This window comes from Ferrimonas balearica (genome assembly GCF_019802085.1).
Classification (GTDB): Bacteria; Pseudomonadota; Gammaproteobacteria; order Enterobacterales; family Shewanellaceae; genus Ferrimonas; species Ferrimonas balearica_B.
In genome coordinates this window covers 905968-927019 of the sequence record NZ_JAHVHV010000001.1, presented here as the reverse complement: position 1 = coordinate 927019, position 21052 = coordinate 905968, and the positions used below count along the sequence as shown (strand labels likewise).

The 21052-nt window shown below is 63.4% G+C and carries 25 protein-coding genes; 16 read left to right on the top strand and 9 right to left on the bottom strand.

Going from position 1 to position 21052, the window contains the following annotated elements; genetic code table 11:
- Nucleotides 1-252: 252 nt before the first annotated feature.
- The gene (locus KUV81_RS04255; RefSeq protein ID WP_222542600.1) at nt 253-513 is read left to right on the top strand and encodes a hypothetical protein; all 261 of its coding nucleotides are present in this window, start codon (nt 253-255) and stop codon (nt 511-513) included.
- A gap of 45 nt (nt 514-558) precedes the next feature.
- On the opposite strand, the gene KUV81_RS04250 is transcribed toward KUV81_RS04255, so the two are convergent.
- Nucleotides 559-1059 carry a lactoylglutathione lyase family protein gene (locus KUV81_RS04250; RefSeq protein ID WP_222542599.1) on the bottom strand — a complete coding sequence of 167 codons (501 nt, stop codon included), beginning with the start codon at nt 1057-1059 and terminating at the stop codon, nt 559-561.
- Nucleotides 1060-1162: 103 nt separating this feature from the next.
- On the opposite strand from KUV81_RS04250, the gene KUV81_RS04245 reads away from it, so the two are divergent.
- Entirely contained in the window at nt 1163-2047 is an 885-nt protein-coding gene (locus tag KUV81_RS04245) for a LysR family transcriptional regulator (RefSeq protein ID WP_222542598.1), read from the top strand.
- On the opposite strand, the gene KUV81_RS04240 is transcribed toward KUV81_RS04245, so the two are convergent.
- On the bottom strand, nt 2036-2860 hold the full coding sequence (locus KUV81_RS04240; RefSeq protein WP_222542597.1) for a pirin family protein: 825 nt from the start codon (nt 2858-2860) through the stop codon (nt 2036-2038). The genes KUV81_RS04245 and KUV81_RS04240 overlap by 12 nt on opposite strands.
- A gap of 184 nt (nt 2861-3044) precedes the next feature.
- On the opposite strand from KUV81_RS04240, the gene KUV81_RS04235 reads away from it, so the two are divergent.
- The 9 genes from KUV81_RS04235 (at nt 3045) to KUV81_RS04195 (ending at nt 7931) form a co-directional block, all read left to right on the top strand.
- The gene (locus KUV81_RS04235) at nt 3045-3404 is read left to right on the top strand and encodes a nuclear transport factor 2 family protein (protein ID WP_222542596.1); all 360 of its coding nucleotides are present in this window, start codon (nt 3045-3047) and stop codon (nt 3402-3404) included.
- A gap of 81 nt (nt 3405-3485) precedes the next feature.
- Entirely contained in the window at nt 3486-3911 is a 426-nt protein-coding gene (locus tag KUV81_RS04230) for a GFA family protein (RefSeq protein ID WP_222542595.1), read from the top strand.
- Between the two features lie 11 nt (nt 3912-3922).
- Nucleotides 3923-4318: a GFA family protein gene (locus KUV81_RS04225; protein WP_222542594.1), complete on the top strand. Its 396-nt coding sequence runs from the start codon at nt 3923-3925 to the stop codon at nt 4316-4318.
- Between the two features lie 70 nt (nt 4319-4388).
- On the top strand, nt 4389-4592 hold the full coding sequence (locus KUV81_RS04220; protein WP_222542593.1) for a hypothetical protein: 204 nt from the start codon (nt 4389-4391) through the stop codon (nt 4590-4592).
- 7 nt (nt 4593-4599) lie between these two features.
- Nucleotides 4600-5016 (top strand): hypothetical protein, encoded by a 417-nt coding sequence (locus tag KUV81_RS04215; protein ID WP_222542592.1) that lies wholly within the window; start codon nt 4600-4602, stop codon nt 5014-5016.
- 66 nt (nt 5017-5082) lie between these two features.
- Nucleotides 5083-5421, top strand: a complete 339-nt coding sequence (locus KUV81_RS04210; protein ID WP_222542591.1) for a hypothetical protein — start codon at nt 5083-5085, stop codon at nt 5419-5421.
- Nucleotides 5421-6368: an alpha/beta fold hydrolase gene (locus tag KUV81_RS04205; RefSeq protein WP_222542590.1), complete on the top strand. Its 948-nt coding sequence runs from the start codon at nt 5421-5423 to the stop codon at nt 6366-6368. Before KUV81_RS04210 ends, KUV81_RS04205 begins: the two co-directional genes overlap by 1 nt.
- On the top strand, nt 6365-6793 hold the full coding sequence (locus tag KUV81_RS04200) for a CPCC family cysteine-rich protein (protein WP_222542589.1): 429 nt from the start codon (nt 6365-6367) through the stop codon (nt 6791-6793). The genes KUV81_RS04205 and KUV81_RS04200 overlap by 4 nt, the downstream gene beginning before the upstream one ends.
- 175 nt (nt 6794-6968) lie before the next feature.
- On the top strand, nt 6969-7931 hold the full coding sequence (locus KUV81_RS04195) for a linear amide C-N hydrolase (RefSeq protein ID WP_222542588.1): 963 nt from the start codon (nt 6969-6971) through the stop codon (nt 7929-7931).
- A gap of 75 nt (nt 7932-8006) precedes the next feature.
- Here the strand turns inward: KUV81_RS04195 and KUV81_RS04190 are convergent, their stop codons facing one another.
- The gene (locus KUV81_RS04190) at nt 8007-8390 is read right to left on the bottom strand and encodes a hypothetical protein (RefSeq protein ID WP_222542587.1); all 384 of its coding nucleotides are present in this window, start codon (nt 8388-8390) and stop codon (nt 8007-8009) included.
- Between the two features lie 276 nt (nt 8391-8666).
- Between KUV81_RS04190 and KUV81_RS04185 the strand changes: the two genes are divergently transcribed.
- Both KUV81_RS04185 and KUV81_RS04180 read left to right on the top strand, forming a co-directional pair.
- A complete protein-coding gene (locus KUV81_RS04185; protein ID WP_222542586.1) occupies nt 8667-9494 on the top strand; it encodes a MipA/OmpV family protein in 828 nt (275 codons plus the stop codon).
- A 481-nt stretch (nt 9495-9975) separates the two neighbouring features.
- Nucleotides 9976-10296: a hypothetical protein gene (locus KUV81_RS04180; RefSeq protein WP_222542585.1), complete on the top strand. Its 321-nt coding sequence runs from the start codon at nt 9976-9978 to the stop codon at nt 10294-10296.
- A gap of 135 nt (nt 10297-10431) precedes the next feature.
- Here KUV81_RS04180 and KUV81_RS04175 read toward each other — a convergent pair whose 3' ends face one another.
- Nucleotides 10432-11328, bottom strand: a complete 897-nt coding sequence (locus KUV81_RS04175) for a LysR family transcriptional regulator (RefSeq protein ID WP_222542584.1) — start codon at nt 11326-11328, stop codon at nt 10432-10434.
- Nucleotides 11329-11443: 115 nt separating this feature from the next.
- Between KUV81_RS04175 and KUV81_RS04170 the strand changes: the two genes are divergently transcribed.
- On the top strand, nt 11444-12043 hold the full coding sequence (locus KUV81_RS04170; RefSeq protein WP_222542583.1) for a short chain dehydrogenase: 600 nt from the start codon (nt 11444-11446) through the stop codon (nt 12041-12043).
- Nucleotides 12044-12101: 58 nt separating this feature from the next.
- Here KUV81_RS04170 and KUV81_RS04165 read toward each other — a convergent pair whose 3' ends face one another.
- Nucleotides 12102-13004, bottom strand: a complete 903-nt coding sequence (locus tag KUV81_RS04165) for a LysR family transcriptional regulator (protein ID WP_222542582.1) — start codon at nt 13002-13004, stop codon at nt 12102-12104.
- Between the two features lie 140 nt (nt 13005-13144).
- Here KUV81_RS04165 and KUV81_RS04160 point away from each other — a divergent pair, with 140 nt between their 5' ends.
- Together KUV81_RS04160 and KUV81_RS04155 are read left to right on the top strand one after the other, a co-directional pair.
- Complete coding sequence (locus tag KUV81_RS04160) at nt 13145-14086, top strand: NAD(P)H-dependent oxidoreductase (RefSeq protein ID WP_222542581.1); 942 nt, start codon at nt 13145-13147, stop codon at nt 14084-14086.
- Between the two features lie 74 nt (nt 14087-14160).
- Entirely contained in the window at nt 14161-14667 is a 507-nt protein-coding gene (locus KUV81_RS04155; protein ID WP_222542580.1) for a GNAT family N-acetyltransferase, read from the top strand.
- Nucleotides 14668-14718: 51 nt separating this feature from the next.
- On the opposite strand, the gene KUV81_RS04150 is transcribed toward KUV81_RS04155, so the two are convergent.
- The 4 genes from KUV81_RS04150 to KUV81_RS04135 all read right to left on the bottom strand — a co-directional run bounded on the left by KUV81_RS04150 (nt 14719) and on the right by KUV81_RS04135 (nt 20903).
- Nucleotides 14719-17889 (bottom strand): efflux RND transporter permease subunit, encoded by a 3171-nt coding sequence (locus tag KUV81_RS04150; RefSeq protein WP_222542579.1) that lies wholly within the window; start codon nt 17887-17889, stop codon nt 14719-14721.
- A gap of 10 nt (nt 17890-17899) precedes the next feature.
- Nucleotides 17900-19159: an efflux RND transporter periplasmic adaptor subunit gene (locus KUV81_RS04145; RefSeq protein ID WP_222542578.1), complete on the bottom strand. Its 1260-nt coding sequence runs from the start codon at nt 19157-19159 to the stop codon at nt 17900-17902.
- Nucleotides 19159-20499, bottom strand: coding sequence for a TolC family protein (locus tag KUV81_RS04140; RefSeq protein ID WP_222542577.1), 1341 nt, complete (start codon nt 20497-20499; stop codon nt 19159-19161). Before KUV81_RS04140 ends, KUV81_RS04145 begins: the two co-directional genes overlap by 1 nt.
- Before the next feature lie 68 nt (nt 20500-20567).
- Nucleotides 20568-20903, bottom strand: coding sequence for a hypothetical protein (locus KUV81_RS04135; protein ID WP_222542576.1), 336 nt, complete (start codon nt 20901-20903; stop codon nt 20568-20570).
- Nucleotides 20904-21052: the final 149 nt, after the last annotated feature.

Here is a 21052-nt window from a genome sequence, read left to right as displayed (position 1 = left end):
CCTTAAGCATGGTCCGCTTCCAACGGCGCGGGGGCATCAAACGTTCACCTTTCACAACCGCAGCTGCGAAACCGGCCACCGCTCAGCTTTTGACCATCTGGTATGACCAGATTGAAAACGCCAGAAAAATGAACCGCTCACTTAAGACAAGGCGACCTGCCCCTGGTGAAATTTCGCGCAAACGGCTTGGCCGTTCAAGACATTCGCCCAGCTCTGTGCAAAAACGTAGAGCAAACATAAGGAGCATTAGACATGCGCGTTACAATTTTGCTGTGCGCTGCCCTGACCTTCTCCGGGGCGGCATTGGGGGAGACCACAAAAGACGATGCGGTAAAGGCGGGGATCACGCCGGAGGCGTTCGATAAGGTTTGGGCCCTGTGCCAGGACGTGGCCAAGGGGCAGGAACGCCTGGCGGCTCAGACGGGCCAGCACGCCGAGCGTGTGGAGCACTGCGTTGAAGGTTACCTGGCGATGCCCAAGCGCACCAACGACTGGTTTGCCGGCAAAGGCTAATCCTCAACAGGCCCCGCGCCCGGGCTTGGACGCGGGGCAACTAATTTAGTAAGCGCCGGCGCTGTAGGTCAGCTCGTAGCTGTGGCTGTAGATCTCGATGATGTTGCCGAAGGGGTCTTCCATGTACACCATGCGGTAGGGCTTCTCACCCGGGTAGTACTCGCGCACCGGCATCCGCTGCTTGCCGCCGGCGGCCAGGATCTTGGCCACCAGGCCTTCCAGGTCCGGATCCTGCACGGAGAAGTGGAACACCCCGGTTTTCCAGTACTCGAAGTTGTTCTGGGGGTTCTCGGCGTTGGGGAACTCGAACAGCTCAATGCCGATCTTGTCGCCGGTGGCCAGGTGGGCGATGCGGAAGCTGCCCCAGCCCGGGCCGAACACGTCGTCGCACATCACGCCGATGGCGCTGTCGTCCTGGTGGATGGTGGTGGGTTCCATAATGAGGTACCAACCCATCACCTCGGTGTAAAACTTCACGGCGGCGTCCAGGTCCGGTACGGAGATCCCGATGTGGGAGAAGGTGCGGGGGTAAGTCTGCTGAGTCATGATTTGGGCTCCTCAAAGCGAGTTATCGTTGCGGAGTCCAATGTACTGGCGGATAATCCTAACGTGAAATTATCCCATCTAATCCATTTGATGACGTTTTGTTATGGTTAACCTGAGCTGGATGCAAACCTTCTGTACCCTGGTGGAGACCGGCCACTTCACCCGCACCGCCGAAAAGCTGGCAATGACCCAACCCGGGGTCAGCCAGCAAATTCGCAAGCTGGAGCACCACTACGGCCAGGCCCTGCTGCAGCGCGAAGGCAAGGGCTTCAGCCTCACCGAGGCCGGTGAGCGGGTGTACCAGCAGGCCCAGCACACCCTTTCCCAATTGGACTTTCTCGAGCGCAGCCTCAAGGTGGACAGCGCCAACGCCGGCCGCTGCCGTCTGGCCAGCCCCGGCAGCCTGGGGCTGCGGCTCTATCCGGGCCTGCTGGACTTGCAGGTGAAGCACCCGGGGCTGTCCATCGAGTACGGCTTCGCCCCCAACGACGGCATCGAGAAACAACTGGCGGCCCGCCAATTGGACCTGGGCCTCATCACCCGCCCGGCCCGACTGCCGGAGCTCTCCAGCCGGGAGTTTGCCGAAGAGCCGCTTTTTCTTGTAACCCCGGCCAGCGTCACCGAACCGGACTGGGCCACCCTGACGGAGCTGGGCTACATCGACCACCCGGACGGCGCCCACCACGCCGGCTTGCTGCTGGCGGCCAACTACCCGGAGTTCGAGCAGGTCAGCCAGCTGCCGCGGCGCGGTTTCTCCAACCAGATTGGGTTGATTCTGGAGCCGGTGGCCCGGGGGCTGGGGTTCTCGGTGCTGCCCGCCTACGCGGTGGCCGCCTTTGCCCGGCCAGAGGCGATCCGCTATCACGCCCTGGCCCGGCCGGTGTGCGAAACCGTCTACCTGGTGCAGCGCCGTTACCAGCGTCTGCCCAAGCGCTTTGAGCTGGTGACGGACACCCTGACGGCGCTGCTTAGTGACTCAGTCCGTTAAACGCCCGGCCTGGTAATCGGCGATCGCCTGATCGATCTCCGCCATGGTGTTCATCACGAAGGGCCCCCAGTGGGCCACCGGCTCACGGATGGGCTGGCCGGCCAGCAGCAGCAACCCCGAGGGCTCCAGCGCCTCCAGCGCCAGGGTGTCCCCGTCGCCAAAGTGCAGCATCTGCCCGGCGGCCACCTCCTGATCATCCACCCGCACCCGCCCCTGGTAGAGGTAGGCCATCAGATGGTAATCGCCGGGCACCGGCAGCGCCACCCGGCCATCCAGGGTCAACTCCCCAACCAGCATGGGCACCGCCGGCTTGGTCAGCGGCCCCGACTGGCCGTTGAGCTCACCACTGATCAGCCGCAGCTGGGCGTTGTCTCCCAGCGCCACCGTGGGGATGCTTTCGGACTGGAAGTCGCGATAATCTGCCGGCTGCATCTTCTTGGCGGCAGGCAGGTTGATCCACAGCTGAAAGCCGTGCAGCTGGCCGTCGGTCATCATCGGCATCTCGGAGTGGATCACCCCGCGCCCGGCGCTCATCCACTGGGCGCCGCCGTCCCGCAGCTCACCCACGTTGCCCAGGTGGTCCTGGTGACGGAAGTGGCCCTTGAGCATGATGGTGAGGGTTTCGATCCCCCGATGAGGATGGGGCGGGAAGCCGCCGACGTAGTCCTTGCTGTCGTCGCCTTTGAGCTCATCCAGCATCAGGAAGGGGTCCATCCTGGCGTCCTGAAACCCCGCCACCCGGCGGATCTTCACCCCGTCGCCGTCACTGGTGGGCTGGGAGGCCCGAACGGCCATCAGTTTGCGCGTGGTCATAATTGCCTCCTTTGCTTGATGGACCCAGCATACGAACGAAAGGTTCGAATGAAAATTGCAGAATATCGCCACATCCGTTCGATTAAGTTGACGTTATTGCTGTGCAGACAATGCGCGCCTCGCCTAAGCCCAGACCCACCAAGGGCTACACTTCGTGGACGTCTCTAGCCCAAGGGGGTGCACCATGAGCTTGGCCGCGATCGTACAGCGAGGTTGGGATGCGGTGGGCGCCGGGGATTTCGATGCCCTGGTGACCGATTACACCGAGGACATGGTGTTCATCATGCCGGGCCAGGATGACCGACTGGTGGGTGTTGCGGCCTTTCGCGATGCCCTGGATAAGCTGGGCAGCCTGGTGCCGCCGGGGTTTGAGATCACCGGCTTGCGTCAGGTGGAAACGGGCCACGAGGTGGTCACCATCATGGAGTGGAAGTCGGACAAGGTGTCCGCCTCGCAGCTCGCGGTGCTGTTCCGATTTCGCGGCGACAAGGTGTTTGAGGAGCGCTGGTTTATCGACACCGAGCAGTGGCGGGCGGCCTTCTAAGCCCGCCCTATCCGTGGCCGCGCGGTTGCGGTAGCTTAAGTCCCTGGGGCGGCGTGCCCCAGCGCAAACCAGGATTGCATCATGACCACCGACGCCATGGAGGGCGGCTGCCTGTGCGGCGCCATCCGCTACCGCCTCTTAGCCCGGCCCTTCGACGCCGACTACTGTCACTGCCGTCAGTGCCAGAAAGCCACCGGGGCGCCGGTGGGCACCTGGATGGACTTCAAAACCGAGCAGGTGCAGTGGCTGAACGAGACGCCCAAGGAATTCGCCTCCTCGGACGCCATCCGCCGCGGTTTCTGCCCCCAGTGCGGCACCAGCCTGAGCTACCGTCACACCGACTACCCGCAATACCTCACCCTGAGTATCCCCACCCTGGATGCGCCCCAGGCGGTGGCCCCCAACTACCACATCCACACCGCCAGCCAGCTGCCCTGGCTTGAGCTTTCAGACCCCTGCCCGCGCTACCCGGGCGACCGCAGCGACCGCAGCGACCCACAAGAGTAAGGAAGTCCGCCATGAGCCTCTACCACGTCAGCTGCAGCTGCGGCCAGGTTCGTCTCGACATCGATGCCGAACCGATTCGCCTGTCGGTGTGCCACTGCCACGAATGCCAGAAACGCACCGGCTCCGCCTTCGGCTACCAGGCCCGCTTTGCCGAGTCCGCAGTTAGAGTCACCGGCCCCACCCAAAGCTACAGCCGCACCGGCGACAGCGGCGGGCAGGTCAGCCAGCGCTTCTGCCCCCACTGCGGCACCACGGTGCTGCTGGCCCCCGAGGCGCTCAAAGGCTTCGTGGCGGTACCAGCGGGGCTCTTTACCCAGACGCCCCTGCCCGCCCCCACCGTCTCGGTGTACGAGGCCCGTCAGCACGGTTGGGTGGCCTTCGATACCGAGCTGGAACACATGGAGTAAATCGGGCCTTTTCAACCGGTTAATCTTTGGGCACCCTAGACCCATTGGCCCCATACAAGGAAACCGCATCATGGACGAGATGACCCGCGACGCCCTCAACAAGGCCTATCAGGCCCAGTGTCTGAACAGCTACAAGGTGCTCTCCCAGTCGCTTTTGGAGGCCCAGGGCGATCCCACCGAGGAGGCCCTGGCCCAGGAGCGTTTTCAAAAAGCCCTGGCCCACGCCAAGCGCACCCATTCCCTGGCCCTGGAGCTGGCCGGCCTGAACGACTGAGGGACCCATGGAGGACAAGGACAAGTTCGATGCGGTGATCAAGCTGCTGGATCGGGAAGACCAGCTGACCAACTCGCGGATCACCTGGTACCTGGCCACCCAGGGCTTTCTCATTACTGCCGTGGCGCTCAGTTTCACCCGCGGCTTCGAGGCCAGCCCGGAGCTGCGTCTGCCCGCCATCCAACTGGCGGCGGCGCTGGCCATCCTGCTGTCGGTGATCGTCTTTATCGCCGCCAAGCGGGCCCTGGTGGCCAAGGCCCGGCTCAAGCGCTACTGGCTGAAGCAGGAGCTGGCGAACCGCGACCAGCTGCCCAACCCCCTGGGGGAAACCTCCCGCTGGAACTGGCTGACGCCGCCGCGCACCCTGCCGGTGCTGATGGTGATCTTCTGGCTTCTGGTGATCCTCACCACCTGGGGCGGCTAGGCTCTGGTGTCGCGGTGCGGTGCGCGCTGCTATACCCAAAAAAGCCATGCCCTGGGAGGAGCCCCCATGCCCATCGACACCGACACCACCCCCGGCGGTCTTACGGCCTTCGCCACCTTGCAACTGGGGGTGGCCCGCTCCGATGGCCACCTGAGCCTCACCCCCACGGAGCTGCATTTCGCCCCCCTCAATGACCACCTGGGGCTAGGCCCCTACGCCCTGACCCTGGATAAGATCACCAAGGTGGTCCGCTGCTGGGGCAAAGGCGCCGGGGTGATGCCGCTGACCGACGAGGGGGTGGAGATCACCCTGTCCGACGGCCGCCAGCTGCAGTTTGTGCTGGCCAACGCCGAACTGTGGCTGTCCCGAATCCAGGCCGCCCTGCCCCAAGGGGATCACCGCTGATGCGCCCGATTCTGCTCTTGGTGATGCTGGTGCTGGCCCTGGCGCTGGCCCTGCCCGGACTGGTGAGCACCGAATCCCGCCCCCTGGATGATGCGGCCCGCGCCGAAGCGCCGGGGCAGTTTGTTGCCCTCTCTGATGGTCAGGTGCACTACCGCTGGTGGGGCCCCGAGGCGGGCGAGCCTGTGGTGATGGTGCATGGGTTCTCCGTGCCCAGCTTCACCTGGAAGCGCAACGCGGCCGAGCTGGGCAGCGCCGGCTACCGGGTGCTCACCTTCGACCTATACGGCCGCGGTTTCTCCGACCGGCCCGCCCTGGCCTATGACCGGGCCACCTACGTCGGTCAACTGTCCGAGCTGCTGGATGCCCTGGCAGTAGACAGGCCAGTGCACCTGGTGGGCCTCTCCATGGGCGGGGCCGTGGTGGCGGCCTTTGCCGCCGACCATCCGAAGCGGGTGGCCAGCGCCACTTTCCTGGCCCCCTTCAATCGCCCGGTGGATGTCGGCCCCCTGGCCTGGCCGCTGGTGGGGGACTACCTGGCGCGCGTTTTCTACCTGCCCCAGATGCCCCAACGACAGCTGGGGGACTTTATCGCCCCGGATGAGCAGGGCCCCTGGATCACCCGTTACCGCGAGCAGATGGCGCTGGAGGGCTTTGCCGATGCGGTGATCACCACCGCCCAGGGCTACCTGCAAAGCGACCCTATCGGCGACTTTCAGGCAGTGGGCCAGCAAGGACTGCCGAGCTTGTTGATTTGGGGCGACAGGGACAGCGTCTTTCCCCTGACCCAGGCCGAGTCGGTGCGCCAGGCCCTGGGGCCCAGCCACCGTTTTGTGCTGGTGGAGAACGCCGGCCACGCCCTGCACTACGAGCGTGATGAGTCCATCAACCAAGTGCTGCTGCGCTTTTACGCCGAGCTGGCCGCACCCACAACACAGAGGATGCCGTGAGCTTCGACACCTGGTTTTACCGCTACTGCCAACTGGCCAGTCAGGAGAAGGACTGGCCGCAATATCGCGAACGTTTTCTGTGCCCCTGCTGCACCATGCCCACGTTGAGCGAGCGGGCCCGGTATGAGATCTGCCCCATCTGTTTCTGGGAGGACGATGGCCAGGACAGCGACGATGCCGACGAGGTGCGCGGCGGGCCCAACCACGACTACTCCCTAAGCGAAGCGCGCACCAACTTCGCCCGCCACCACACCATGTACCGGCCCGGCGATGGCCACCACTTTGAGCGAGAGCAAAAGGCGATGCCGATGAAAAAGGCGCTCTTTAACGCCTTCGCCCAGGCGATGGAGCGCGGCGACGACGCCCATTGGCGTGCCGCGCTTGCACAGGAGCGGGCCTACTACGATGCCCAGAGGTGGGAGTAAAACGGCCAAAGGCCAGCCGTTTAGTCAGAAGGTTCGTAAGGGGCTTTGAGTGGATACTTCCATCACTACTTGACGTATGGGATCCATCATACCTGAGTGTATGCGAGATAAATTTCTCATTAGCATGGCTTCAGATTTTGAAACCCCTAGTGAGAGAATGCTTATGTGTACACGTATGGTTTATGAAACTGAGTCCGGCAAATTCATTACCGGTCGCGGTATGGACTGGAATGATCCCACGTCACGCTTTGATGTGTTTGTGCTGCCTCGCGGCCGCGAGCAGGTGGGCACCCATTTGGACAACCCGCTTAAATGGACCTCCAAATACGCTTCCATTTTTACCAGCATGTACGAAAGTGCATCCTGCGACGGCGTAAATGAAAAAGGCCTGGCGGTGAATGCCCTCTATTTCGCCGAGGCGGATTACGGCGATTACAGCCAGTCTGACAAGCCGCGGCTCTCCATTGGCGCCTGGAACCAATACTTCCTGGACAGCTTCGCCACGGTAAAAGAAGCCGTTGAGGCGATGAAAGGCGAACTGCCGTTCATCATTGTTGCTCCGCTGCTGGCCAATGGCCGTCCGGCGTCCGCTCACCTCTCTTTGTCCGATGAGTCTGGTGACTCCGCCATCTTGGAGTACATCGATGGCGAGCTGGTGATCCATCATGGGTCTGAGTTTGCCGTAATGACCAACTCTCCGACCTACGAAGAGCAGATTGCCATCAACACCTACTGGAAGCTCATTGGTGGTAACCGTTCCCTGCCGGGCACCATCAACGCGGCAGACCGTTATGTGCGCACCAGCTACTTCCTGGAGAGCACCCCGAAATTCCCCGATGGCGAAGAAGCGGTCGCGGCCGCCATGTCCATCATGCGCTCCATCGGCGTCCCCCTGGGCATGGCCGATCCGGACCACCCGAACATCTCCGCCACCCTGTGGCGCACCCTGACCGACCACAGCAACAAGCGCTACTACTTTGAATCCGCGCTGCAACCGGCCTTGTTCTGGGTGGATTTCGATGGGCTGAACCTCGAAGCCGGCGCCCCCGAGCTGAGCGTGCAAGTCAATGGCCCGGTCGCCCTGTTCGGCAACATCAACGACAAGCTGCAGCCGGCCGAGATGATTGCCTGGATGTAAGCCAGAATCACTGAGCTCAACGAATAAAGCCCAAACCTCTGGTTTGGGCTTTTTCTGTTTCCGTGCGGAGCCCCGTTATGGGTCGATTGAAAACATCGCGATTGTCAGGTTGATACAGAGCATCATTGGAAACAGTAGGCCACCGGTAAACGTGGCACCAATGAAACTGATAACCGGATCATCGATACGATGAAACGCGTAAATTTCACCGGAGACGACAATAAGCGGCGCTAAGAAATTGATGAAATTTAAGCGCGAGCCGGAGAGGTCATTGGACATCTTCCTCGCATACTTGAACATGTACCAAACCGGTATCATCGGCGCCGCCAAAGCCACAAGCGCCGGCCCCAGACTGAGCTCATACTCCGGCGAGCGATGAACATAAATCAACTGATACCCCAGGTAGGCCAGAAACAGATACCGCGGGTAGTAAAAGTAAAGCTTCCTGATGGTGTCCACGCCCTTTCCTGGAACGTATTACGCCGATTTCATCCGTCCCAATGCAGCCAAGTTGAGGCCAGACGGCCATCGCTGCTCTGCGGGTGAAGAAAAAGACCGAAATCACTTCGAAGTGACATTCTAGATTCAAAGATTAGACACCAAAATCAGTGATAACCGCCCCTCATCACTCACAGTGACAACCCGGGCCTCTTGCCACTCACCGCCTACACTTCACCTCAGGCTCTCACGCTTTGGGGCAGTGTTGCTCCAAAACCTTTATGGCGCGGCAATCTGATGAAAGACCTTACCGCTTTACTGTTGGTCACGCTCGTCCAGGGTTCCTTCCTTAATGCGGCAATGGCGCAAGACGAAAAAACGGCGATGGTGCCCCTGCCTTCGATAAACGACTTCACCCGGGGGGAAGATGGCTGGGCCTTCGGACTGGGGCTGAGCGTGGAGTACGAGGCCGCGTACGAAGGGTCAGACGAATACGACTTCGAAGTCGACCCGGCCGGGGCCGTGCAGTGGCGCCGCGGCAACAACATTTTCTACTGGGCGGGTGAGACGCTGGGGTGGCGAGGGCTTCGTTCTGAGACCTGGCTACTCGATGTCGCCGTGGGGTTCGACGAGGGCCGCGAAGAAGGCGACTCCGATGACGGTCATCTCGATGGTCTCGGTGATGGCGAAGAGGGTTTTGAGCTTGTCCTGCAAGCCCGCCGTGCTTTCGGTTCCGATTGGCGCTACTGGCTGGATGGCCGCGTGATCGTCAGTGAAAACGGAACCCTGGGGCTTTTGGGCGTGGGTCGTCGCTTTGGCCAGAAGAGAGACGGAACCGGCCATGAAATTGCGTTCGCTGTGGTGTTTCACGACAGCGAGTATGCCAATAAGGATTTTGGTATCGACGCAGAACAGTCCGCGGGTTCGGGGCTGGAGGAGACCGATCTCAGTGGCGGCTATCGCTCGGTTGGCTTCAATTACAATTATCGTCAGTACATTGCCGAGAATTGGCAGATCATCGGCGAGGCCGTCTATGAATATTACAGCAGTGACATCCAGGACAGCCCAATCGCACGCAGCGACTATGAAGCTGAAATCGGCATCGGCTTTATTTACGTATTCTAGATACACAAATACTGAGTGACGGACCGTTGCGCAATGCATCATGCTGAAAGTGTGTTGCGTAACCGCTCTCCAAAAAATAAGAGGGGCCATCCGGGGAAAGAACATGATGCCCCAGAGTGGCCTCCCTTGAGGCCCTAGCCAGCCTTCATTGAATCGCCTAGTCCAGAAGAGTTTTTACGGCTACGCTGGCGATGATATTGCTCAAGTTGCCCTTCCTTTTCTCCCTTTCCATAAACCAATCGGCGCACAAATAATGGCGCTGAAAAATATCGGCGAACCCCTGCCTGCTCAACGCCATTTGAGCCGCTCAAGTCTTTGTTCTAAACCCTGCAGGCGTACAGATATGCCCGCCTTTGTTACTGGTTAGGTTGGGGCAGCCCTCTCAAGGGCACTGGACCCACAAGCTTGTCCCTTGGCTGAAGGACTCTGTCGCTCGAAGCTGTAGAACGATGCTGTTTCCACCATTTAAGAGGAAAACACCATGACCATCGCAAACGATTACAGCGCCGCACAAGACCCCATTTCAGATGCAGAACTGGATGCCCACTTCATGAAACTGGCCGAGGCTGGCACCTTAACTTCATACATTGTCGAACTGCTTGAGTCCGGTGATCTTGCTGGATTGCCGGACGTTGAAGTTAACGGTACGGCCTTAAAGCTGGACGGGGGCCTGATCAGCGACAAGAGCTGCTACAAAAAGTGCCTCAAGGAAGATGTGAGAAATCCGGGCAGCTACGCTAAATGCATCAAAAAGTGCAAGCCCAAGAGCAAACTGCGCCTGAGCATCAGCTTCGGCGAGTGACTTATTCCACTTGGTTTAAAGCCGGCCCCGACAGGCCGGCTTTTGTTTTACTGAGCGTCAGCTCAACCACTTCAATGCTTATTCCAGACCATCCAACGTTCGCATCCAGTTGCAGTTGGGTAAATCGCCCCACCATCATCCCCCCAAAGCCGCAGGCCGGTTGGCCAGCAGATGCTCCAGCAGGGCCTTAAGCGGTGCGCTGGTGGTGCGGTTGGCCGGGTAGACCAGGGAGATGGGCAGCGAAGGTAAGCTGTAGGGGGTAAGCAGCGGCACCAACTGCCCCTCATCCAGCAGCGTTTTGACCATAAATTCGGGCAGGTGGGCAATGCCTAAGCCATCGGCGGCAAACTGCGCCACCAGCTCCCCCTGGTTCACCTCCAGCGGTCCCTCCACCCGCACCTGATGCTCCTCGCCGTCCTCGAAGTAGCGCCAGCGGCCCATCTGCCGGTTGGAGCTGTCCATCAGGCAGCGGTGCTCGGCCAACTCCTTGGGGTGCTGCGGGGTGCCGTGCTGGGCCAGGTAGTCGGGGCTGGCGACAAACATCACCTTAAGCTGGCCAAAGGGGCGGGCCACCAGACCGGAGTCGGGCAAGGTGCCCACCCGGATGGCCAGGTCCACCCCCTCCTCCACCAGATTGACGTAACGATTGACCATCATCCAGGAGAGGCTCACCGCCGGCTGGGCCTTGAGAAAACCGCTGAAGCTTTTCTGCAGCCCCAACTGGGCACTGTTTTGCGGGGCGGTGATCCGCAGGTGCCCGGCGATCCGCCCCTGGCGGTCACTGGCGCCGGACTCCAGTTGATCCACCCGGGCGAGGATCTGCTCAAACTCCCGGTGGAAGTAACGCCCCTCCTCCGTCAGGTGCATGGCCCGGGTGGTGCGCAGCAACAGCTGGCAGCCGAAGTGGGCCTCCAGCTCCGCCACCTGACGGCTGACCGCCGAGGTCACCAGCCCCAGCTCCCGGGCCGCGGCGCTGAAGCTCAGGTGTGCCACCACATGGCAGTAGGTGCGCATCGCTTTGAGCAGATCCATCTTTCTCATAATTCGAAAGGTGATTTCAAATTCAGGTTATTTTTCCATTCTAAGCACAGGACTAAGCTTGAGCCAACTGAAACGAACCGACTCAACGACCCCGAAGGAGTGACCCATGAACGTTCTTTTGATCGGTGCCACCGGCACCATTGGCCAAGCCGTTGCCCAAGCCCTGTCCGCCCAGCACACCCTTATCACCGCCGGTCATCGCGACGGCGACCATCAGGTGGATCTTGCCAACCCGGAGTCCATTCGCGCCCTGTTTGAGGCGGTGGGCCCCGTGGACGCCATCATCTCCACCGCCGGCCAGGCGGCGTTCGCCCCCTTTGCCCAGCACAGCGACGACGACTTCCAACTGGCGCTGAACAACAAGCTGATGGGCCAGGTGAACCTGGTGCGCTACGGCACTGAATACCTGAGCCCCGGCGGCAGCATCACCCTCACCTCCGGCGTGCTCTCCCGGGCTCCCATCCCGGGCAGCACCAGCGTGGCCATGGCCAACGGCGCCCTGGAGAGCTTTGTCCGCGCCGCGGCACTGGAGCTCGATACCCTGCGTCTGAACGTGGTGGCACCGGTGTTCGTCAAGGAGACCATGGTGATGATGGGGATGGACCCGACCCCCGGCGTCAGTGCCGCCGACACCGCCAAGGCCTATGTGGCTGCCCTGGAAGGTGCCATGCACGGTCAGACCCTGGACGTGCCGGATCACCTCTAAGCCCAGTCAACCCCTGGCGGCCGTCACAAGGAGGTGCGGCCGCCAACCCTTTTGCCGTTCACAGCACCAGCGGCCGTTCGGCCAAAAAATCGATGAGCGCCCGCACCCGCCGGGCCTTTTGCGCGCCTTGGGGAAAATAGAGGTGCAGCCCCGGGTAGCTTTGCCAGTGGGGTTTAAGCACCGGCACCAGCAGGCCGTCATCAAAATCCCGCTGCACCAGGGGCGCCAGGAAGCGGCCTATCCCCAGCCCCTCCCGGGCCGCGTCCAGCATCAAGTCGGTGTCGTTCACCACCATGGCGTTGGCCATCTCCACCCGCACCCCCTCCCCCGCGTCCAGCAGCTCCAGCGGCGCCAGCTGGTTGGCGGCGATAAAGCGGTACTGGATCAGCCGGTGGCGCTTTAGTGAGGCGATGGTGTCGGGGCGGCCCTCCCGGGCCAGGTAGTCCGGGCTGGCGAACAGCGCATCGGGCATCGGCGGGCCGATGCGCCGGGCCACCATGCCCTCGGCGATGCGATCCCCCATGCGGATCCCCAGATCAAAGCCCTCATCGATGAGATCCAGCGCCCGGTCATCCACCGACACCTCCAGCTCGATCTGCGGATAGCGCCGGCAAAACTCGGCGAACAGTGGACGGAAGTAGAGGCGATAGACGAAACGCGGCAGGGTCAGCCGGACCCGACCGGAGGGCACCTGGCCCTGATCGCCGGCGGCCTCCAACGCCAGGGAGAGCGCCTCGAACGCCGGTCCCGCCTGGGTCTGCAGCGCCCGACCCGCTTCGGTCAGTTCGATTTTGCGGGTGCTGCGCAGAAAAAGCGGCACCCCCAGTCGCGCTTCCAGTTGCTTCAGCGCCTGGCTGACCGAGGGGGCGCTGATGGCCAGGGCCCGGGCCGCCCCCCGGATGCTGCCCTGGCGGGCGATGCTGAGGAAGATCTCCAGCTGGCTGTAGGGCAATCGGCTCATGGTTGGGGCCTCTTCTGTTAGCTATTGACTAACAATCAAATAGACAAAGATGGCCTTATCCTAACAGCTGACCTGCCGTAATCTACCCCCATCGCCGCGCCCCACCCGGGCCGGGCCCCGTTAACCATGAGGACAAGACCATGAGCCACATTCTGGTGATCTCCGGCCACCCCGACCTGAGCCAATCCCACACCAATCAGACCATCCTGTCGCGCCTGGGCCAGGCCCGCAGCGATGTCAGCGTGCGGGATCTCGCCACCCTCTACCCCGACAGCCGCATCGATGTGGCGGCGGAGCAAGCGGCATTGCTGGCCACCGAGGTGGTGGTGCTGCAGTTCCCCTTCTACTGGTACTCGGTGCCGGGGATCCTCAAGCAGTGGATGGACAGCGTACTGACCTACGGTTTCGCCTACGGCTCCACCGGCGACAAGCTCAAGGGCAAGAAGCTCATCGTCTCCACCACCGTCGGCGGCCCCGAGGAGTCCTACCGGCCCGAGGGATACAACCAGTACACCATCGACCAGCTGCTGATGCCTCTGCACCAGACCGCCACCCTGGCCCAGATGGACTGGCAGACCCCTGCCGTCAGCCACGGCATGGTCTACATCCCCGGGGTCTACAACACCCAGGAGCTGGTGGAATCGCGGGCCAACGCCCACGCCGATGCGTTGCTGGCCCAGTTGGAGGCCCTAAGCCCCGCCGAACACGCCCCCATCCGCGCCCTGGCCGCCGACTGGTTTGCCCGCATGGATGCCCTGCCCGAGTCCGGTGCCGAGTTCCTGGCCATGCTCAGCGAGCAGCTGGTGATCGAGGTACCCGAGGGGCGTTTCGAGGGCCACGCCGGATTTACCACCTGGTACCAAAACCTGCGGGCGCAGTTTCAGCCCGGCTGCCAGCACCGCCTGGGTAAGTTGATGATCGAGCCGGTCGGCGACAACCGCGCCGAGCTGCTGTTCACCGTCGCCTTGTCGGCTCAAACCCTGTCGGGCGAGCCGGTGGAGGTGGAGGCCCGGGAGCACTGGACGCTGGAGCTTGATGAGGGCCAGGTGCGCATTCGCCATTACCGCGTCACCCTGGACTGAGACTAAGGGCGGGTTTTCATCCCCTTGTTGATCGACTAGTTTTGGGGCCTACGCGTTCACTTTGCGAAGGCCCCATGCAACTGCGAGAAGCCACCGACGCCGACTGGGACGCCCTCTGGCCCCTGTTCCACGCCATCGTCCACCGCGGGGACACCTACGCCATCGACCCCAACATCAGCAAGGCCGACGGCCAACGCCTGTGGCTGACCCAGCCGCTCAAAACCTTCCTGGTGGAGGACGAGGGTCAGCTGCTCGGCACCTACTACCTCAAGACCAACCAGCCCGGCCCGGGCAGCCACGTCTGCAACTGCGGCTATATGGTGGCCCCCGAAGCCCGCGGGCGGGGACTCGCCACCCTGATGTGCCAGCACTCCCTCTCGCTGGCCCGGCAACTGGGCTACCGGGCGATGCAGTTCAACTTCGTGGCCACCAGCAACTCCGGGGCGGTAAGGTTGTGGCACAAGCTGGGATTCGACACCGTCGGCCGCTTGCCCGGCGCCTTTGCCCACCCCAAGCTCGGCTGGATTGATGCCCTTGTGATGCATCAGAGCCTGACCAGCCGACGACATGACCCCAATTAAAAACGGGCCCCGAGGGGCCCGTTTTGGCGTTCAATGGAATTCCCAGTGGGCTTATCCGGCCGTGGCCTCTACCCCTTGTGTCGGCGCGGATCGGTTGCGCCCCTCACTCAGGCGATGTACCAACCGGTAGAGTACGGGCAGCACAATCAAGGTCAGCAGCGTCGAGGAGAGGATCCCGCCGATCACCACGGTGGCCAGGGGCCGCTGCACCTCGGCCCCGGTGCCGGTATTGAGCGCCATGGGCACAAAGCCCAGGCTGGCCACCAGGGCGGTCATCAACACCGGTCGCAGTCGGGCACTGGCCCCCTGCTGTACCGCCTCCAGCAGCGCCAGTCCCTGTTGCTTGAGCTCGCGGATAAAGGTGAGCATCACCACCCCGTTGAGCACCGCGATGCCGGACAGGGCGATAAAGCCCACCGCCGCTGAGATGGAGAGCGGCATCTCCCGCGCCACCAGGGCCAGCACCCCACCGGTCAGCGCCAAAGGCACCCCGGTGAAGATGATCAAGGCATCCCGCAGGGAGCCGAAGGCGCTGTAGAGCAGGCCGAAGATCAGCAGCAGCGTCAGGGGCACCACGATGGCCAGCCGCGCAGTGGCGGACTCCAGCTGTTCGAAGGTGCCGCCGTAGGCCACCCAGTAGCCCGGTGCCAGGTTGAGATCCGCCGCCATCCGGGTTTTCACCTCGGCGATGTACCCCCCCAGGTCCCGGCCCACCACGTTGGCGGTGACCACCACATGGCGCTTGCCGTTTTGCCGACTGATCTGGTTGGGGCCCTGAATGCGGGCCACCCGGGCCACCTCCCCCAGGGGCACGTAGCTGAGATCCGGATTGAGCTCGGCCGGCAGGGCGATGGGCAGGTTGGTCAGCCCCTTGAAGTCGGCCCCCAGGCGTTCATCGAAGCGCACCACCAGCGGGAAGCGGCGGTCACCCTCGAAGATAAGCCCGGCGTCGATGCCGGCGATGGCCGCCTGCACCGTGGCCTGGACGTCCGCCACCGTCAGCCCCAGCAGCGCCAGGTGGTCGCGATCCGGCTCCACCGACAGCATGGGCAGGCCGTCCAGCGCCGCCACCCGCACATCTTCCGAGCCGGCAACCCCCTGGAGGATCCCCTCGGCGCGGTTGCCCGCCGCCAACAGACTGTCCAGATCGTCGCCGTAGATCCGAAGGGCCACGTCAGTGCGCACCCCGGCGATCAGCTCGTTGAAACGCATCTCGATGGGCTGGGTGAACTCGTACTTGTTGCCCGGCACCGACTCCACCATCTGGCGCAGCTCGGAGAGGAAATCGGCCTTGCTCTTGGTCGGGTCCGGCCACTGGTCCTTTGGTTTTAAGATCAGGAAGGTGTCCGCCACGCTGGGGGGCATGGGATCCGTGGCCACTTCGGGGGTGCCAATCTTGGAAAACACCCGCTCCACTTCGCCGAACTCACCGATCAACCGCTCCAGCTTGATCTGCATGTCGATGGACTGGTCCAGCCCGGTACCGGTGACCCGCAGGGCGTGCAGCGCCACATCCCCCTCGTCCAGCTGGGGCAGAAACTCGCTGCCCATCTGGCGAAACTGCTGTACCGAGATTGCGACCATGACCAGCGCCAGGGCGATGGGGGCCCAGCTGTGGCGCAGTGCCAGGCTCAGCACCGGCTGGTAGAGTCGCCGGGCCCCCGCCATCAGGGCGTTCTCCTTCTCCTGTACCCGGCCGCGCACAAAGAGCGCGATGGCGGCGGGTACGAAAGTGATGGCGAAGATCAGCGCCCCGGCCAGGGCCGCCACTACGGTAAAGGCCATGGGGTGGAACATCTTGCCCTCCACTCCGGACAGGGCGAAGATCGGCAGGTACACCAGCATGATGATCAGCACCCCGAACACCGCCGGGCGGAACACCTCTTGGGTGGCCTCAAACACCACCTTGAGCCGCTCCTCAAGGGTCAACAGCCGGCCCCGGTCGTGCTGGGCCAGGCCCAGCCGACGCAGGCAGTTCTCCACCACGATCACCGCACCGTCCACGATGAGGCCGAAGTCAATGGCCCCCAGGCTCATCAGGTTGCCAGAAACCCGGTTGGCGGCCATACCAGTGACGGCAAACAGCATGCTCAACGGGATCACCAGCGCGGTGATGAGCGCCGCGCGGATGTTGCCGAGGAACAGAAACAGCACGGCGATCACCAGCACCGCCCCTTCGAACAGGTTGGTCTGCACCGTGGCGATGGTCTGGTCCACCAGGGTGGTGCGGTCATAAACCGCCTCGGCCACCACCCCCTCGGGCAGGGTTGCGTTGACCTCGGTGAGCTTCTCCCCCACCGCTTTGGCCACCACACGGCTGTTCTCGCCGATGAGCATAAAGGCGGTGCCGAGCACCGTTTCCTCCCCGAACTGGGTGGCCGCGCCGGTGCGCAGCTCCTTGCCGAAGAAGACCCGGGCCACGTCCCCCACCCGCACAGGCGCATCGTCCCGCTTGGCGACCACCACATCGCGGATCTCCTCCAGGCCCTGCAGCTGACCGGGGGAGCGCACCAGCCACTGGGCGCCATTGCGCTCGATGTAGCCGGCACCGGCGTTCAGGTTGTTGCGCTCCAGCGCCGTGAGGATGTCCAGCAGGGTGACCTTAAAGGCCAGCATCTTGCCGGGACTGGGGGCCACCTGGTACTGACGCTCGAAGCCGCCGATGCTGTTGATCTCGGTGACCCCGGGCACCTGCACCAGCTGGGGGCGGATGATCCAGTCCTGGATGGTGCGCAGGTCTTCGGCGCTGTAGGGCGAGCCGTCCGCTTGGCGGGCGCCCTCCTCGGCCCGGACCGCGTAGGTGAACACCTCCCCCAGACCGCTGGCGATGGGGCCGAGCATGGGCTCCAGGTTGGCGGGCAGTTCGGCGCGAACGCTTTGCAGCCGTTCGCTGATCTGCTGCCGGGCCCAGTAGATGTCGGTGCCCTCCTCGAAGATCACCGTGACCTGGGAAAGCCCGTAACGGGAGATGGAGCGGGTGTAATCCAGGTTGGGGATCCCCGCCATGGCGTTTTCCACCACGTAGGTGATCCGCTGCTCCGACTCCAGCGGTGAGTAGCCCGGCGCCGGAGTGTTGATCTGCACCTGAACATTGGTGATGTCCGGCACCGCATCGATGGGCAGCTTGGTGAGGTTGTAGAGCCCCAAAAGCGCCACCATCAGGGTCAACGCCAGCACCAAACCCCGTCGTCGCAGGGCAAAGGCAATGATGGTATCTATCATGGTTTGCCTCCTAGTGGTCGTGCTTGGCGGCGTCTTTGCTGACGTCGGCGATCATCAGGTAGCTGTTGACGGTGACGTACTCGGTGCCCGGGGCCAGGCCCTCCAGCACTTCGACGTACTCGCCATCGCTGTCGCCCAGCGTCACCATCCGCACCTCGAAGGTGTTGCCGTAGCGGCCAAACACCACGTCCATGTCGCGAAAGCGCTGCAGGGCATCGACGTGCACCGCCAGCGGCACCTCACGCTGCTCAGTCAGCACCCGGGCCTGAACGTGCATGCCGGGTCGCCATTGGCCGTCGGCGTTGTCGATCACCGCCCGGGCCCGGGCGATGTGGCCGCCGGTCATGGTGGGGGCGATGTAGCTGATGCGACTGCGCGCCCCGCCTTCGCACCGCTCGGCGTCGTGCATCGACAGGACGGTCAGCGGCATGCCCACGGCAATCTTCTCCAGCGCCTGGGGAAAGGCGGAGAGATCGATCCACACCTGGGAAAGGTCCGCCAGCTGCAGCAACGCCTGGCCGTTGGTCTGGTCTCCCACGCTGAGCCACTGGGCAATCACCTCACCGTCGGCCGGCGCGGTGACCGTGTAGCGCTGCAGGGTGTCATTACTGCGCACCTCGGCGATGGCCTGGCCCTGCTCGACCCGGTCGCCAATGTTGACGTAGAGCCGCTCCACCATGCCGTTGTAGGGCGCGCTGACGCTGAACAGCCGCTCCTGGGCCGGCTGCACCACGCCAAACAGGGTCTCGGTGAAACGCAGCGTCTGGCCCTTGGCAACGGCGGTGTCCACCCCGGAGAGCGCCAGCAGGCGGTCGGACAAGGTGGTGCGCCCCTCGTGGGAGGCGTAGTCCCACTGGTAGCGCTCGCCTTCGAGTTGGGCCTTGACGCGAACGTCGAAGGAGTGAGGCTCGGTCACCACCTGTTCGGAGACCAGGTAGTCGCCCTCCGCCACAAAGCTCAGGGTGTCGGTCACGCCGCCAAGGCGGCCCAGGGCCACCGACAGCTCAACCTGCGCCGGGTCCAGAAGCTGGCCATCGCGGTAGGCGTAGACCCGCATCTCCGGCGGGACACCCCGCTCGAACACGGTGATCTCCAGGTCCACGGCGCCCTCGCTCAACAACGTGCCACCATTGGGCCCCTTGGGATCCTCCGCTTCGACGTGATCGTCATCGTGGTGGCCGTGACCGCCACCGGCCAGCAGTTGGGGGGCGGTCAAAGTCAGGGCGGCCAGGAGCATCGACGCCGCCAATCGGTTCTTGGAAAAAGTCATCAGGGGGTCTCCGGCGTCATGGTCTGGGTAGTTGGGGTCAGGGGCTGGCCGAGCAGGCGCTCCAGCGCCAGGCGCTGTTGCCAGGCTTCCGCCTGCATCTCGATGCGCTGGCGCTGCAGCTCAAACTGCTGGGACTGGGCGTCCAGCAGCGCGCGCACATCGACCCGTCCGGCCTGGTAGGCGCGCACCATCTCGCTGAGCCACGACTCTGCCAGGGGCAGCAGTTCGCGCTCCAGGTGCTGTACCTGGGCGAGTCGGTCACTCAAAGCCCGGTGCAGATCGAGCACCGTCAGTCGCAACTCGGTTCGGGCCAGGCTCTGCTGATGCATAACACGATCCTGCTCCGCCCGGGCCGCCAGCAGGTTGCCCTGGTTGGGGTCAGACAGGTGCAGGGGCACCGACAGATTGAACACCAGGCCGGTATCGTCGTTCTCCAGGGTGTGCTTCACCCCGACGCCGTAGCTGAGATCCCACTTCTGGTTGGCCTCCTGCAGTCGTCGGTTGGCCTCAGCCACCCGCTCGGAACTGAGCAGCGTCAGATAGCGGGGGGCGTTCTGTGCCGCGTTCAGAGCGTCGGCCGCGCTGGGGGCCGCCTGCAGACGGGACAACCTGCCCTGGACCCGTTCGAAGTCGGGTTCGGCGGACCACATGGCCGCCAGCCGACGCTGGGCCTGGGCCTGGGCGTTGTTCAACTGACCCAGTTCGGCCTGGGACTGGGCCAGGCGCAGGCGCATGCGGGTGACGTCGGCCTGCAACACCGCCCCGGCCCGGGCCCGCTCGGTGATCTGCGCCACCGCCTCTTGCTCGGTCTGGATCCGCTGTTGGTTCCAGGCGACTAATGCCTGAAGACGCAGCAGCTCGTAGTAACGGCTGGCCGCCTCGGCCAGCACATCGAGGCGCAATTGCTCGTAAGCCTGCACCTGCTGACGCTGCTGGGCCTGAGCCAGGTCGACCCGACGCTGGCGCTTCTCGCCCAACTCCACCAGCTGGCTGAAGGTCAGGGTGAGCTCGGCGCCGTCGACGCCCTGGTACTTGCCGCTGCCCAGCAGGTTCTCCGCGGACAGGGCCAGCTTGGGGTTGGGGCGGATCCCCGCCTGCAGGGCCAGGGCTTCCGCCCGGCGCTGTTCAAAGGGGAACAGCTGCAACTGGGGGTGATGGAGCAGGGTTTGCTCCATCACTTCGGCCAGGTTGAGTTCCTGGCTCTGAACGTTGGTTTGGGTCAGCAGCGACAGCGTCAGAACGCCGGCCGCCCACAGCCCGTGGCGGGGTCGACGACGCCGTCGTGCGCCCGCCTTTGAGGCCCCGTCTGCGCCGGGACCCGGTATGAATCGAATGTTCATAGATACTCCACACGCCGGCACGACGAAGCCGTACCGGTTGAAAAAAGATCAGGGGAATGCGTGTGGGATCAGGCGTTAGGAGGCGGCAGCGGCGGCGCCAGGCGGCGGTCCGGTCGGTTTGGGGTGCGCGCCAGGATAAGCCCGGTGTCGGGCTTGCCCATGTCGAAGTGATGCTCGGCGGGGGGATGACAGGGCAGATGGGCGTGCAGGGAGTGTTCGTGCTCACCCCCGACGGTGGCGTCGGCCGCCCCCATGGGCGCCGGGCCAAAACGGTGATCGGCGCTGTGCTGGTGGGCCACCTGCTCCCCCATGGGATGGAGCACGTCATCCAGGTGAACCGGTTGGGTCAGGCAGCTGGCAAACACCTGCAACAGGCACAGCACCGACAACAGGGTCAGTGTCATGATGCGTTGGTGTCCGTTCCGTGCGTGGCTCAACTCGCCTCCTCAATCCGTGCCCCGCGCCGGCGCGCAGGTGGCCACACTGTACCAACCGTTGTTACTCATTTTCAACAACCTGGACACCTTTAACGGGCCGCCAGTGCAGTTTCCTC